General features: G+C 70.7%; 14 protein-coding genes. 3 read left to right on the top strand and 11 right to left on the bottom strand.

The window, feature by feature from the left end; translation table 11 throughout:
* Nucleotides 1–73: 73 nt before the first annotated feature.
* From VZL07_RS38970 to VZL07_RS38995, 6 genes are all read right to left on the bottom strand, one after another.
* A complete protein-coding gene (locus tag VZL07_RS38970; RefSeq protein WP_426753062.1) occupies nucleotides 74–481 on the bottom strand; it encodes a DUF2085 domain-containing protein in 408 nt (135 codons plus the stop codon).
* On the bottom strand, nucleotides 450–1,502 hold the full coding sequence (locus VZL07_RS38975; RefSeq protein WP_426753064.1) for an ABC transporter ATP-binding protein: 1,053 nt from the start codon (nucleotides 1,500–1,502) through the stop codon (nucleotides 450–452). The genes VZL07_RS38970 and VZL07_RS38975 overlap by 32 nt, the downstream gene beginning before the upstream one ends.
* Nucleotides 1,499–2,515, bottom strand: coding sequence for an ABC transporter ATP-binding protein (locus VZL07_RS38980; RefSeq protein ID WP_426753066.1), 1,017 nt, complete (start codon nucleotides 2,513–2,515; stop codon nucleotides 1,499–1,501). The genes VZL07_RS38975 and VZL07_RS38980 overlap by 4 nt, the downstream gene beginning before the upstream one ends.
* The gene (locus tag VZL07_RS38985) at nucleotides 2,512–3,528 is read right to left on the bottom strand and encodes a hypothetical protein (RefSeq protein WP_426753068.1); all 1,017 of its coding nucleotides are present in this window, start codon (nucleotides 3,526–3,528) and stop codon (nucleotides 2,512–2,514) included. Before VZL07_RS38985 ends, VZL07_RS38980 begins: the two co-directional genes overlap by 4 nt.
* A 6-nt stretch (nucleotides 3,529–3,534) precedes the next feature.
* The gene (locus VZL07_RS38990; RefSeq protein ID WP_426753069.1) at nucleotides 3,535–4,287 is read right to left on the bottom strand and encodes a hypothetical protein; all 753 of its coding nucleotides are present in this window, start codon (nucleotides 4,285–4,287) and stop codon (nucleotides 3,535–3,537) included.
* 61 nt (nucleotides 4,288–4,348) lie between these two features.
* The gene (locus tag VZL07_RS38995; protein WP_426753071.1) at nucleotides 4,349–5,185 is read right to left on the bottom strand and encodes a DUF4292 domain-containing protein; all 837 of its coding nucleotides are present in this window, start codon (nucleotides 5,183–5,185) and stop codon (nucleotides 4,349–4,351) included.
* A gap of 43 nt (nucleotides 5,186–5,228) precedes the next feature.
* On the opposite strand from VZL07_RS38995, the gene VZL07_RS39000 reads away from it, so the two are divergent.
* Both VZL07_RS39000 and VZL07_RS39005 read left to right on the top strand, forming a co-directional pair.
* Nucleotides 5,229–5,957 carry a MotA/TolQ/ExbB proton channel family protein gene (locus tag VZL07_RS39000; RefSeq protein WP_426753073.1) on the top strand — a complete coding sequence of 243 codons (729 nt, stop codon included), beginning with the start codon at nucleotides 5,229–5,231 and terminating at the stop codon, nucleotides 5,955–5,957.
* Between the two features lie 18 nt (nucleotides 5,958–5,975).
* Entirely contained in the window at nucleotides 5,976–6,428 is a 453-nt protein-coding gene (locus VZL07_RS39005) for an ExbD/TolR family protein (protein ID WP_426753074.1), read from the top strand.
* Between the two features lie 88 nt (nucleotides 6,429–6,516).
* Here VZL07_RS39005 and VZL07_RS39010 read toward each other — a convergent pair whose 3' ends face one another.
* The 4 genes from VZL07_RS39010 to VZL07_RS39025 all read right to left on the bottom strand — a co-directional run bounded on the left by VZL07_RS39010 (nucleotide 6,517) and on the right by VZL07_RS39025 (nucleotide 10,666).
* Nucleotides 6,517–8,361 (bottom strand): acyl-CoA dehydrogenase, encoded by a 1,845-nt coding sequence (locus VZL07_RS39010; protein ID WP_426753076.1) that lies wholly within the window; start codon nucleotides 8,359–8,361, stop codon nucleotides 6,517–6,519.
* 168 nt (nucleotides 8,362–8,529) lie between these two features.
* Nucleotides 8,530–9,201 (bottom strand): MaoC family dehydratase, encoded by a 672-nt coding sequence (locus VZL07_RS39015; RefSeq protein ID WP_426753078.1) that lies wholly within the window; start codon nucleotides 9,199–9,201, stop codon nucleotides 8,530–8,532.
* Nucleotides 9,201–9,650: a MaoC family dehydratase N-terminal domain-containing protein gene (locus VZL07_RS39020; RefSeq protein WP_002636736.1), complete on the bottom strand. Its 450-nt coding sequence runs from the start codon at nucleotides 9,648–9,650 to the stop codon at nucleotides 9,201–9,203. Before VZL07_RS39020 ends, VZL07_RS39015 begins: the two co-directional genes overlap by 1 nt.
* Before the next feature lie 14 nt (nucleotides 9,651–9,664).
* Nucleotides 9,665–10,666, bottom strand: a complete 1,002-nt coding sequence (locus tag VZL07_RS39025) for a dihydrodipicolinate reductase (RefSeq protein WP_426753079.1) — start codon at nucleotides 10,664–10,666, stop codon at nucleotides 9,665–9,667.
* Nucleotides 10,667–10,910: 244 nt separating this feature from the next.
* Here VZL07_RS39025 and VZL07_RS39030 point away from each other — a divergent pair, with 244 nt between their 5' ends.
* A complete protein-coding gene (locus VZL07_RS39030) occupies nucleotides 10,911–12,026 on the top strand; it encodes an HD domain-containing phosphohydrolase (RefSeq protein ID WP_426753081.1) in 1,116 nt (371 codons plus the stop codon).
* Between the two features lie 3 nt (nucleotides 12,027–12,029).
* Here VZL07_RS39030 and VZL07_RS39035 read toward each other — a convergent pair whose 3' ends face one another.
* Nucleotides 12,030–14,183 carry a peptidylprolyl isomerase gene (locus VZL07_RS39035; RefSeq protein ID WP_426753083.1) on the bottom strand — a complete coding sequence of 718 codons (2,154 nt, stop codon included), beginning with the start codon at nucleotides 14,181–14,183 and terminating at the stop codon, nucleotides 12,030–12,032.
* Nucleotides 14,184–14,237: the final 54 nt, after the last annotated feature.

Here is a 14,237-nt window from a genome sequence, read left to right on the forward strand (position 1 = left end):
CTCTCCTTGGAGCCACCCTCACCCGCCCGCTCCACCCGCCGTGCCTGGTTAACGGACGGCGGGCCGCCAGGGTCTATCCCGGGCGCGGTCTCTGGTAAGTGGCGAGAATGACAGGGACTGCGACCGCTGTCACGAGCGCGCCCTGCGCCAGGAGCACGGCGGGCAGCGGCTGCTGCAGGTGCACGTACAGTGAGCGGCCGAGCGCCAGCCCCAGCAGGACACCCGTCAGCGTCCGGACCGCGTTGGAGCCGGAGGCCGGCCGGAAGCGGCCCACCGCCCAGTCCGCCAGCGCCGGCACGGTGAGCCCCAGCACCACCGGGACGTCCAGCGGCCACCGCAGCGGCGCGCGCAGCGCGAACAGCGCCACCAGCGCCACCAGCATCACGGGATAGGTGCCCAGGCAACGCGCGCAGACGCGCACACCGCCGAAGAGGTACGTGCGGTTGTACTCATCCGGATGATGGTGGCTGAGCCAGAACACCGGTGCTCCCTCCAGAAGGTGCCTCGGACGGCGCCGCTCGTGCCTCGGGCTCCGCCAGGAAACAGGCCGCGAAGTGCCCTCCTCCCAGGGAATAGGACGGAGGCGCCTCTCGCCGGCACCGCTCCATCGCATGAGGACAGCGCGGATGGAAGGTGCAGCCCGGCGGTGGGGCCAGCGGGGATGGGGGCTCGCCCGGCACCAGCAGCCGCGTACGCGCGTGCCCCGGGTCCGGCACGGGGACCGCGGACAGCAGCGCCTGGGTATAGGGGTGGCGCGGCTGGCGGTAGAGCGTGGCGGCGGGGGCGAGCTCGACGATGCGCCCCAGGTACATGACGGCCACCCGGGTGGAGACGTACTCGACGATGTTCAGGTCGTGGGCGATGAAGACGTAGGTGAGGCCCCGCTCGCGCTGCAGGTCCACCAGCAGGTTGACGATCTGCGCCTGCACGGACACGTCCAGCGCGCTGATGGGCTCGTCCGCCACCACCAGGTCGGGCCGCAGCGCGAGCGCCCGGGCGATGCCGATGCGCTGGCGCTGGCCGCCGGAGAACTCGTGGGGGAAGCGCTCCAGCGCCTCGCGCGGCAACCCCATGGCGTCCACCAGCGCCGCCACCTCACGCTCCCGCGCTCCGGGACCTCGCGCCAGCCCGTGGATGGCGAAGGGCTCCTCGAGGATCTCGCGGACGGTCATCCGGGGATTGAGCGAGGCGTAGGGGTCCTGGAAGACGAGCTGCATCCGCTGCCGCAGCGGCCGGAGCCGCCGCTGGGGCACGCCGGCAAGCTCCTGGCCATCGAAGCGGATGGACCCCGTCGTGGCCTCCACCAACCGCAGCACCGCGCGCCCCAGCGTGCTCTTGCCGCAACCGCTCTCCCCCACCAGCCCGAGCGTCTCGCCGCGCATCACATCGAAGCTCACGCCGTCCACGGCCTTCACCGCGCCGCGCACCCGGCCGAAGAGGCCGCCGCGCACCGGGAAGTGCACCCGCAAGTCCCTGACCTGGAGCAGTGGCCCGGCGCTCATGGGACGGGGACCGGGTTGTGGCAGGCGGCCAACTGCCCCGCACGCGGGGACGTCAGCGCCGGCGTGACGTGCGCGCAGACGTCCAGAGCCCGCTCACACCGCTCGCGGAACGCGCAGCCCGAGGGCAGGCTCCGCAGCGGTGGCACCATGCCCGGGATGGCGCGAAGGCGCTCGCGCGTGGCCGGCGCGTGGGCGCCGCGCCTGGACGGAATCGAGCGCAGCAGCCCCGCCGTGTACGGGTGCGCGGGCCGCGCGAACAGCGCGTGCACCGGAGCGCGCTCCACCACGCGCCCCGCGTACATCACCACCACCGCGTCACAGCTCTCCGCCACCACGCCCAGGTCGTGGGTGATGAGCAGCACCGCCATGCCCCGCTCGGCCTGGAGCCGCCGGAGGAGGTCCAGAATCTGCGCCTGGATGGTGACGTCCAACGCGGTGGTGGGCTCGTCCGCGATGAGCAGCGCCGGGTCGCACGCCAGCGCCATGGCAATCATCACCCGCTGCCGCATGCCGCCAGAGAGCTGGTGGGGGTACGCATCCACGCGCTCGCCCGGCGCGGGGATGCCCACCTGCCGCAGCATCTCCACGGCCCGCTCCCGGGCCTGCGCGCGCGAGGCCCCCAGGTGGAGCCGCACGCCCTCGGCAATCTGCTCGCCCACGGTGAACACGGGGTTGAGCGACGTCATCGGCTCCTGGAAGATCATCGCCGCCTGTCGGCCGCGTACCTGGCGCAGCTCCGGCTCCGGAAGCGCCAGCAGGTCGCGCCCCTGGAAGCGCACCTCGCCGCCCACCACGCGCACCGGCGGCGCGGGCGCCAGCCGCAGCAGGGACAGCGCGGTGAGGCTCTTGCCGCAGCCGCTCTCCCCCACCACGCCCAGCGTGCCACCCGGGGGCAGCGAGAAGGACACGCCGTCCACCGCGCGCACGCGGCCCGTCTCCAGCGACAGCTCCGCGGTGAGCCCGCGGACGTCGAGCAGCAGCTCCTCGCCCGCGGGTGTCACAGCGGCGGTCACTTCTGGGCCAGCTCCTCCAGGAACTCGGCCTCCTGGATGACGCCCTTGCGAATGAGCAGGCGGATGAGGCTGGCCACCATGCGGGCCGGCTTCACCTTCTCCGTGTCCAGCGCGGCGTCCTCGCCCCGCGAGATTCGCTCGATGTCGTCGAGGACGGCCAGGTCCTCGTCGGAGAACTGCGGCGTCGGCGTGAGCGGCACGGCCGGCCGCGAGCCCTGCGCGGCGCCGCCGAACATCACCACCGGCACGCGCGGCTTCCCCTCGCCCGCGTCCCCGTCCTTGTCGGGCGGAGGCGGCGGAGGCGGCCGGGCCGGCGCCGAGGCCTTGCGGCCCAGCAGGTCATCCAGGGCATCCGCCCCGGGCTCACCGTCGGTGGCCTCCGGGGGCGGGGGTGGAGGCGAGGCCGGCCCCCGGAACGCGGGAGGACGGGCGGCGGGCGGCGGAGACGGCGGTACGGACTTGGGCACGGGCTTCGGAGCCTCCGGAAAATCCCATTCGAGCGGAGCATCAGCGGCCGAGGCCGGAGGCAGGGCCCCCTCGTCCTCGTCCAGCGCGACGGCCTCCACGATGTCCAGCGGCTCGCCCCGGGCGCGCGCCAGCGCGGCATCCAGGTCATCCGCGGCGGCGACGTAGACACGCATCTGCTTGCGAAGCTGGAAACGCAGCTCGTCCACGAGCGTCACGTCGCTCGGGTCGTCCACCGCCACGTGGACGCGCTCGCTGCGGCCCTCCACGTCCATGCGGAAGGGAACGATGCGGTGCTCGGACTGGAAGTCCACGGACACCAGGCCCAGCACCTCGGGCGGAATCTCCTCGGGCAGCTCGACGAAGGGCAGCGCGTGCTGGACGGACAGGGCGCGGGCGATGTGCGTGGGCGTGCACAGGCCCTGCTCCACGAGCACCTCTCCCAGCCGCTGGCTCCCATAGACGCTCTTGCGCCCCAGCGCGCCGCGAACCTGCTCCTCCGTCACCACGCCGGCCTCGACGAGCAGCTCACCAATCTTCTTGCGCATGGAAGACTACCGCTTGACCTTCGCGAGGTACTCCTCGCGGCTGAACACGCCCTTCTCGATGAGCAGCTCCACCATCGCCTTGAGGGCGGCGACTTCCTTGCGCTGCACGTCTTCCACGCTGCGCAGCAGCTCCGCGGGCGTGCCGGAGGCGGCGGGACGGGCCGCGGGGGCCTCCGCCGCGGGGGCGGGGCGGGCCGGAGCGGGCGCGGGCCGCGGCGAGGTCGCCACGGCCGCGGGGTCCACGTCCTTGAGGTTCTTCACCACCGTGCGGCCCTGGGCGTCCACCACCTTGAAGTTGGTGTCCGCGTCCTCCAGCTCGTGGTTCTGCTCGTAGATACGAGCGAAGGCCCGGGCAATGGAGGTCCGGCCCGCCACGTTGGGGATGATCCGGCACTTGGTGATGGCGCGCAGCTCGTCCAGCATGCGCACGTTGAGCGGATCCGCCATCGCCACCACGAGCGACTTGCCGTCGTCGCGCACCTGGAGCGGCAGCACGGAGAAGTCCCGCGCCGTCTGCGCCGGAATCTTCGCCTTCACGTGCGGCTGCACCATCTGCACCGCGTCCAGGTTCACTGCCGGCATTCCGAGCTGCTTGGACAGGGCGCGCACCAGGATGTCTTCCGAGACGAGGCTCATCCGGACCAGGATTTCCCCCAGCTTGCCGCCCCACTTCGCCTGTTCGGCGAGCGCGGCCTTGAGCTGGCTCTCCTGAAGCACGTTCGCCTTGATCAGCAATTCTCCAAGCTTGATCTGTGCCATGTCGTGTCGGGCACTCTAGACTGTCTCGGCAGCGTGCGCCCCTTCTTCCGCGCCTGCCCGGTCAGGAACCCGGCGCCAGGGGCGCGGGCGACCCGGAGGCCGGGGCACCTGCGGGCAACTCCCGGCCGGCCTCGTCCACCTCCACCACCCGGGCCCCCTCGGGAGGGCTCAGCTCGTAGAGGGTGAGGTCCGGCCGCGCGTTGAGCTTGATCTGCTGGTAGCGCACCTGGAGCTTGGTGTCGGCCTGCTTCGCCTCCAGCTCCACCCGGCCCGGGAAGATGAGGCTCCCCCGCTCCAGGAAGTCGCCAAAGCCCAGGTCATACCCTGGGACGCCCCGTACCATGCTCTTCATGACCCGCAGATACTTGGTGTGAACGTGAAGGATCTGGGTCGCCTCGCCCTGATACAGGGTGAGGACATAGACGCCCTTCTTGCGGTCCAGCTCCAGGGTCATCCGCTCCGGGGAGATGAGCGGCACCTGTCCGAGCATGATGGGCACCAGCTCCTCGCCCGGCAGCATGACGGGCAGGAAGCGGGACACGTTCGCGGGGCTGGCCGGCCCCTGGTACCAGGTGTTCGTCTCCGTCTGGTACAGGCCGAAGCGCTGGCCGTCGGAGATCAGGGAGGCGAGCGGCCTGTTGAAGAAGTCGAAGGTCTCCAGGTGCAGCATGGCCGGCCGGGTGACGGCGACGAACATGTTCAGCGTCCCGCTCTGGTCGGGGAGCTCGGCGCGCAGCTTCGCGTCGCCCTCCAGCGTCACGACGTTCTCCTGGTTCTTCACCACGCGTTGGTACACGGTGTCTGCGTCGGTGAGCTCGCCCTCGGGGCCGAACTCGATCCGCTTGGGACAACCCGAACAGAGCACTACCAGGAAGATTGCGGCGGCTGCGCGGTTCATATCTCCTAGTCTGGGCCATGCCGCCCTGCCCGGTCACCCACCAATGAGCCTGAACGACATCCTCCATTACCTTCGCCTGGGTGGCGTCACCCTCGCCCTGCTGCTCTTCGCCTCGGTCGCGGCGCTCATTGTCGCCGTCGAGCGCATCATCGCGCTCTGGGGCGTGGGGGAGCGCTCACGCGCCTTGGGTGAGACAGTGAACAAACACCTGCTGCGCGGCGACGTGGCGGCGGCTCGCACCGCGGCCGAGCGCTCCGACGCGGTGGCCGCCGACATCTTCCTGGCCGGGTTCGACCGGCTGGAGCGCAGCCGCGTCTCCGGGGGCTCCGGCATCGAGGCCGCCGTGGAGCGCGAGCGCGCCCAGGTGGCCCTCAAGCTGCGCCGCTACCTCTGGATCCTGGCCACCATCGGCTCGATTACGCCCTTCGTGGGCCTCTTCGGCACCGTGGCCGGCATCATGCGCTCCTTCAAGGACCTGGGCCTGGACGTGGAGGCCGGCGGCACTGGCGGCAGCGCGGCGGTGATGACGGGCATCTCCGAGGCGCTCGTGGCCACCGCCGTGGGCATCCTCGTCGCCGTGCAGGCCATGGTCTTCTACAACTACTTCCAGGCCCGCCTGTCGCGCGTGCTGGTGGAGCTGCGCCTGATTGGCGATGAGTTCGTCGAGCTGCTCAAGGAGCGGGCCGCCGGCCTGCCCCCCGCCGAGCCCACGCCGCCCACGCCCGAACCCCAGGCCACCAGCGCGGCGCGCGCCGACGCGCAGCCCGCCTGAGCCGGAGGAGAACGCACCATGGCCATGGGCAAGACACCGGGCAGCGACGACGGCGCCGAGGAAGGCGTCTTCGCCGAAATCAACATCACCCCGCTCACCGACATCTTCCTGGTGCTGCTCATCATCTTCATGGTGACCAGCTCCGTCATCGTCCAGCAGGGCCCCGGGGGCGGCGCCAAGGCGGGCCTCAAGGTGAACCTGCCCAAGGGCGGCGCCGCGGACGTCACCGCGCGCACCACGGACCTGTCCGTGGCGGTGCTGGCGGACGGCCGCTTCATGCTCGCCGGGAACGTTGTCTCCCAGGACGAGCTCCAGCAGGCCTTCGACGAGGCCAAGCAGAAGGACGCCGAGACGGTGGTCATCGTCCAGGCCGACGAGGGCGTTCCCCACGGCACCGTGGTGCAGGTGATGGAGCTGGCCAAGAAGGCCGGGCTCGCCCAGCTCGCCATCGGCGTGCGCGAAGGCGAATGAAACACGAAGGCCACCCAGGGCGGATGCCCGGGTGGCCTCGGTGCGTCAGGTGCCCCGCTTCACGCGGGGCACCGACTCAGGTCCAGCCTCAGACGGTCGCGAAGGCGGCGTCCGAGATGTCCATCGGCGAGGTGTCCTCGATGGTGAGCAGCTTCGCCGCCTGCTCCACGTTGGGCAGCACGTTCCGCGCGTACCAGAGGGCGCTGTACTTCTTGCCCTCGTAGAAGGCCACGTCCGGGTGGCCGGCGGACAGCTCGGCCTTGGCCTTCTCCGCGATGAGGGCCGCGTCCAGCAGCAGCCAGCCCACGGCGACCTCGGACATCATGGTGAGGAAGCGGTTGGCGGACAGCGGAATCAGCGGGAACTTGCTGCCGTCCTGCGACCAGCCGAACACCACCATGGCGCTGGCCATCAGGGCCTCCTGCGCGGCGGCCAGGGACTTCACGGCCTCGCCGTAGACGGCGTGCTCGCGGTGGGCCTCGATGAACGAGCCCACGTCACCCATGAACTGCTGGAAGTGCATGCCGCCCGCCTGCCCCATCTTCCGGCCCACCAGGTCCATGGCCTGGATGTGGGTGGTGCCCTCGTAGATGGAGAAGATCTTCGAGTCGCGGGTGTACTGCTCCACCGGGTAGTCCTGGATGTAGCCGGCGCCGCCGTAGATCTGGATGGCCTGCGCGCACAGGCGGAAGGCCTGCTCGGAGCTGTACGCCTTCACCAGCGGGGTGAGCAGCTCCACCTGGCCCTTGTGGTAGGTGGCCGCGTCATCGTCCTTGCCGGCCAGCTGGCGCGCCTTGTCCAGGTGCATGGCCAGCTTGATGACCAGCGAGCGGATGCCCTCCACGTGCGCCTTGATGTCCAGCAGCATGCGGCGCACGTCCGGGTGCTCGATGATGGCGGCGCGGGGCGCGGTGGGGTCCTTCCACTTGGTGAAGTGGGAGCCCTGCTTGCGGTCCTTCGCGTAGTCCAGCGCGTTGTAGTACGCGGCGGACGCCAGGCCGATGCCCTGGATGCCCACGGCGATGCGCGCGCCGTTCATCATCTTGAACATCTGGCTCATGCCGACGTGCTCGACGGTGCCCACGAGCTCGCCGACACACTTGTCGTTCTCACCGAAGTTGATGACACAGGTGGCCGAGCCGTTGATGCCCATCTTGTGCTCGATGGAGCCCACGCCCACGTCGTTGGACTCGCCCGAGCTGCCGTCCGCGTTGATGCGCAGCTTGGGGACGATGAACAGCGACAGGCCCTTGGTGCCGGGCGCGGCGCCGTCGATGCGCGCGAGCACGAGGTGGATGATGTTCTCCGCCATGTCGTGGTCGCCGCCGGAGATGAAGATCTTCGTGCCGCGGATGTTGTACGTGCCGTCCGGGTTGCGGCGCGCCGTCGACTTGGCCGCGCCCACGTCGGAGCCGGCGTGCGGCTCGGTGAGGCACATGGTGCCGCCCCACGTGCCGTTGAGCATGCGCTCCACGAACTGCTTCTGCTGCGCGGGCGTGCCACACTCCGCGATGACCTCGGCGGCGCCAAAGGCCAGGCCGGGGTACATGTTGAACGCCGTGTTGGCGCCCGACAGCAGCTCCTCCACCGACACCTGGAGCATCATCGGCGAGCCCTGGCCGCCGTGCTCGGGGCTCACCGCCACCGTCTTGAAGCCCTGCTCGTAGAGCTTCTTCCAGGCGTCCTTGAAGCCCTTGGGCGTGTAGACGGCGCCGTTCTCCACCCGGCAGCCCTCTCGGTCACCCACCGAGTTGAGGGGCCCCAGCACCTCGCGCGCGAAGCGGTACGTCTCCGTCAACACCGCCTTCGCCTCGTCCGGGCCCCAGGCCTCGAACGGGGCCTGGCCAGCCACCTGGCCGAAGCCGAACTGCTCGAACAGCGTGAAGAAAATCTCTCGAAGGTCGGTCTTGTAGGTGTTGATCCCGGCGGACATGGCCACTCCTGCGTGACGGCTCGCTGCCCGCCCTCATTGAAAAGGGACAAGGTCAGCGGCGCGTTGAGACGCAAGAAGTGTGGCGGCGACTGATTTTTGAGTCAACCCAGAATGACACCTCGCGTTGAGCGGCGGTCAGAACCGCCACTCGAGACGCGCTGCGGCTGCCTACTTCTTCGCCTTCTTTGCCGTGGGAAGCGTGGCTGTCTTGGCCGCCGGCTTTTCCCGGGGGACCGTCTTCTTCGACGAGACACCCGCGCGGCGTTCGTCCGCATCCTCGCCCTCGTCGCTGGAAGCGGCGGTGCTGGAGGGAGTCGCGGACGCGGGCGCGGCGGCGGAGCTCAGGCTCTCGCGCGGCACCTCCACCACGATGGGGGACTGCCCCGAGCGCTGCCGGTTCTCGTCCTCGAGCGAGTAGAAGAGCTGGATCTGCGAGGAGCCCTTCATCACCAGCTCGCCCTTCTGGTTCTCCGCCCAGAGGTCGATTTCGACGAAGTACCGGCCGCCCGAGCCGTGCCGGTCGCTCACTCGGCCCTTGCACACGACGGTGTCGCCCGGCCACACCATCTTGATGAAGCGCACGTTGTAGCGGCGCATCTGCCCGCCGCGCGCCCAGTCGCTGATGAGCTGGCCGAGCATGCCCATGACGAGCATGCCGGGGGCGTAGACGCTCGGCATGCCCACGCTCTTGGCGTAGAGCTCGTCGACGTGGACCGGATTGAAGTCACCGGACGCACCGGCGTAGCGCGCCAGCTGGACGCGGTCGACGGGCGCCTTCGCCAGCGCGGGCAGCTCGTCCCCCACGCGGATGGCTTCGAAGTACAACTTGCGCGCGGGCATCACGGGGTCTCCTTGGCGGCGCGGACCACCAGCGTCCGGCGAGCGCGGAACACGAGGTTGCCTTCCTCGTCGCGGCCTTCGTCCTCGATGACCGCGATATCCATCTTCCCGGACATGCCAGGGCGCTCGAAGACATCCGACACGCGGGTGGAAACGTAGATGCGGTCCCCGGCGAAGATGGGCCGCTCGTAGTCGAAGCCCTGCTCCGCGTGGAGCAGGCTCTTGATGCCCACGCCCAGGAGCTCCCGCAGGTCCGCCGCGGAGTGGAAGGACGCGGGGAACGTGGGGGGCGCGATGATGGTCGGGTAGCCCGAGGCCCGGGCGTACTCCTCATCGTAGTAGATGGGGTTGTAGTCCCCGATGGCCTCCGCGAACCGACGGATGGCGCCCTTTTCGACCTCGTTCAGCGTCGGCGGCGAGGCGCGGCCGATCGCGTTCTTGTCCAGCATTTCCTCTCCTGACTCTAGCGTCCGGCCGGAAGCTCGAGCACCGTGAGGAGCCCAGCTTCGGCGGCCGTCAAGCGTGGCGCGGCATTCACCAGCGCATTCGCGGTGGCCCGGTCGCCCGCCACTCCCCCCGGGATTTCCAACACCAGCTTCGGGTCAGCGTCGATTTCGATACGGTCCTTGGGCTCGTCCGCCCCCACGGCGATGGTCAGCTCCAGCCGCACCCGTTCCTGTCCATCCTCCAACCCCACCACCGACTGGAACATCCCAGCCACCCTTCCCTTCCTGACGGGGAACGCGCCGCCGGAGATGTCCTCCTCGGCGAACACGGGGGCTACTTCTTCTTCGAAGTCGTCGCAATCGAGCCCCAGGCCGAGGGCCGCGAGCGCCGCCGACTCTACGAGGCCGACATGACCCAGTTGCTCACTGTCCACCAGGTCGAAGAACTCGTCCTCGGTCAGCCCCGCGCCCACCTTGCGCTGGAGCGCCTCGCGCCGCGTGCGCGCGTCCACCACGCGCGTCACGGTCGCGCGCCGCACGGGGCCGCACACCTGCCCGGCGACCGCCACCAGACGGTCCATCACGAAGCCCGGATTCGCACCGGTGCCCACCACCGCCACGCCCGCCTTCTGCGCGGCCTGGTCGAGCTTGTCCGCCAGCTCCGGATACCGCAGGTGCGGGAAGGCCAGCTCCTCGCAGGTGCTGGCCACCGGCAGGCCGCGCCTCACCGCGTCCAGCACCTGGTCGATGACCTTCGGCAACCGCGAGCCGGTGGCATGCAGCACCACCACGCCCTTGCGCTTGCCCACCGCCTGCTCCAGCGAGTCCACCACCTTGATGCGGGGAGCAGGACCGCCCAGGACCTCTCCCAGCGAGCGACCCACCAGGCCGGATTGGACGTCCACCGCGCCGATGAGCTCCACCTCCGGCGAAGACATCGCGGCCCGGGCAATTTCCTGACCGATGAACCCCAGCCCCATCACCACCACCGGCACGGGCCCTTCCGGGGCTTTAGCCATCGGAGATTGCTCCACGATTCCAAGGGGTTAGCGATACAGTCCAGCGTTGCCGCGCACCATAAATCACACCTTGGCGGGCAGGCAAGCGTGACGTGGTTCTACCAGTCTTCCTGCAAGGGAGAACCTCCAAGGATTTCCACGGTTTAGAAGCATACGTGGGGGCCTGGGGGCCTTTTGGGCGCCGATACGTGCGTGTATAAAGCTGTACAGGCACGCTGTTCTCCTGGTTGGAGGCTCCTCGGGCATGGATCGCATCCTCGTCGTGGACGACGACGTACTTATCCTGGCGGCGCTGTCCCGCATCCTCCAGGCCGAAGGCTACGACGTCGTCACGCACAGCGACCCGGCGCTGGCCGCGCGCGAGGTGGGCTTCCAGGTGGTGCTGACGGACTTCATGATGCCGTACCTCAACGGCATCGAGCTGCTGGGGGCCCTGCGGGAGAAGAACCCCAAGGCCGTGCGGCTGATGCTGACGGCCGCGGCGGACTTCCGCACGGCATCCGAGGCGGTCAACCGCGGCGAGGTCTTCCGACTGCTGGGCAAGCCCTGGTCGCTCAGCGACCTCACGAGCAGCGTGCGCCAGGCCTTCGACCACTACCGCCTGGTGGACGCCAACGAGCGGCTGCAGCGCGAGGTCGCGGAGAAGAACGCGGAGCTGGTGGCCATCAACCGCGACCTGGAGCGTCGGGTGGTGGAGCGCACCACGGGGCTGCTCGACGGCCTCATCAGCGCGCTGGACTACCGCGACACGGAGACGCAGTGGCACTCGCGCCGCGTGTCCCTCTACTCGCGGCGGCTGGCGCAGGAAGTGGGCTTGACGGGGGCGGCGCTCGACGTGGTGGAGCAAGGCGCGCTGCTGCACGACATCGGGAAGATTGGCGTGCGCGACTCCATCCTGCTCAAGCCCGGGCCGCTCACGCCGGAGGAATGGGTGGAGATGCGCAAGCACCCGGAGTTCGGCTACCGGATGCTCGCGAAGATGCCCTACCTGCACGAGGCCGCGCTCATCGTGCTCCAGCACCAGGAGCGCTGGGACGGCAAGGGCTACCCGCAGAACCTGGCGGGTGAGGACATCGTGCTGGGCGCGCGCATCTTCTGCCTCGCCGACACGGTGGATGCCATCACCTCCGATCGCCCCTACCGCAAGGGGCGGCCCATGAGCGTGGCCCGGGATGAAATCCGCCGCTGCGCCGGCACCCAGTTCGACCCGGCGCTGGCGGAGGCGTTCCTCAACATCCCCGAGACGGAGTGGCAGCGCATCCGCCAGGAGGTCGAGGCCATGGAAGCGGCGGAGAGCGAGCGCTGGAACAGCGATCCGCTCGGGCCGCCGGCACCGCTGGCGAAGGCCAGCTGCGCCTGAGCCTCAGTGCGGCAGCGCCACCGCGCGCACCTCGCGGATGACGTCCCCCTCCAGGAGCGCATCCACCACGTCCATGCCGGACACCACCTCGCCGAAGGCCGTGTAGCGGCCATCCAGGTGGGGCTGCGGTGTGTGCGTGAAGAAGAACTGACTTCCGCCGGTGTCCTTCCCCGCGAGCGCCATCCCCACGGTGCCACGCGCATACGGCATGCGCGTCACCTCGCAGCGAATGGAGTAGCCGGGACCGCCTTCCCCGTCACCGCGCGGGTCGCCTCCCTGCGCGACGAAGTCCGGCACCACGCGGTGGAAGGTGATGCCGTTGAAGTAGCCCTTCTCCGCCAACGCGAAGAGGTTGCCCGAGGTGAGCGGGGCCTCGGGTGAATTCAGGCGCACCGTGATGTCGCCCTTGTCGGTCCGGAAGGTCAGCATGGCGTGAGCAGGCGCGGCGGGGGGCCGGAACGCGTACGCGGGCTGCTCCACGCGCTCCGAGCGCACGCGCTGGCCCGTCAGCTCGCTGAGGGCCTGGGCCGCCACGCGCCGCACGTTGGCGTGCGGATGCAGGAGCCACTCGCGAAAACGCTGCTCGGCGCCCCGTCCCTGGAGCGCGACGAGCGCCCCCGCCACGGGCTCCGCGAGGTCTCCCGGCGTCTGGGAAACCCGCGCCGCCAGGGCCTCCACGCCCGGGAGCGCCTTGGCATCCTTCAGCCGCCCCGCCGTGGCCGCCGCAGCGCCCGCCACCACCACGTCGTCCCCTTCGATGAGCTGACGCACCGGCGCCGCCGCCTCGGGCACGGGCCGCGCCGACACCACGTCCAGCGCCGCCAGCTTCACCCGCGCGTCCGGATGGCGCAGGTACTCCACCGCGAAGGCCGCGCCCCCCTGCCCCTTCGTCTGCGCCACCTCTCGCAGCCCCAGCGCGAGCCGGCGCGGCTCCGGGACACGCCCGTAGCCACACCCCAGGACTTCCTTCAGCGCCCCCACCTGCCGGTCCATCGCCGCCGCGAGCCGGCAGTCCAGCCACGCGAGGTCCGCGCGCGCCACGTCCGAGGCCGCGCCCGGTTCAGCGTCCGCCAGCGCGAGCCGCAGCGACTCCAGCGTGGGGCGGCCGAAGGCCGGCAGCCCCTGCTGCGCCAGGGCCAGCAGCGGGTGGCCCTCGGCGGATCGCGCCAGCGTCTCGGCCCGGGCCTTCGCGTCGCCCGTCGCCGTCGGCAGCGGCATGCCCCGGGCGACCCGCTTCGCGCGCACCGCCAGGGCCTCCAGTGCGTCGACCGCCGCGCACGGGCCGCTGCAGGTCGCCGCCAGCTTCGCCAGCGACCGCGCCGCCTCCGCGGCCACGCGCGGCGCCGGGTCCTCCAGCAGCCGTCCCAGCACGACGGCATCCTCGGGCCCGCCCACGTCGCCAAAGCCCTTCGCACACAGGGCTCGCACGTCCGCGTCCGCATCCCCCAGGCAGCGGCGCAGCGCGGCCAGGGCCTGCGGCCGCCTCACCGTCGAAAGCAGGTAGGCACCGCTCAGCCGGGCCTCCACGGGCTGCGCCACCCCGAGCAGCGCCTCCGCCGGCGCCAACGGCACCTGGGCGGCCACCGCGGCACCGCGAATCCGCGCCGCCACCCCCACCGCCCGCGCGGCCTGTCCCGCCAGTGACGCGTCCTCACTCCGCATCCGCTCCGCTAGCCGAGACACGGCCCCGGGCGTGCCCAGCCGGCCCAGGGCCTCGAGCACCGTGCGTCGCGCAGCCACGTCGGACTCCGCCTCCTCGGCGGCCAGCAGCGCGGCCTCCAGCGACGCGAGCTCGGCCTCCGTCAGCGGCTCCCAGGAGAGGGCCAGGACTCCGGCCGCGAAGGCCGCCTCGCCGCGCACGTCCGCATGGGCGTCCTTCAGCCCCGCCAGCATCGCCTCCAGCGTCGAGGGGTCCTGGATGCGGGCCAGCGCTCGCAGCGCGCGCTCGCGAACCGGGACACTCGGATCGCTGGTGGCGAGCGCCACCAGGGCGCCGTTGCCCAGCGAGCGCGAGTCCTCCCAGTCCTGGATGCGGTCCATCGAGTCCTCGGCGGCGGTTGCCACCTCCACGGGAGGCACGGCACGGACGCAGCCGGAGAGCAATGAGAGCGAGAGGGCCCAAGCCGGCAGGTGACGAACGGAGAGCGAGCGGCGCATGCCGCGGGCCTAGGTCAATTCTCCGCGAAAATCCAGGGGTTAGGCCACGAGGGA

This window comes from Pseudomyxococcus flavus, from assembly GCF_050038885.1.
GTDB lineage: Bacteria > Myxococcota > Myxococcia > Myxococcales > Myxococcaceae > Myxococcus > Myxococcus flavus.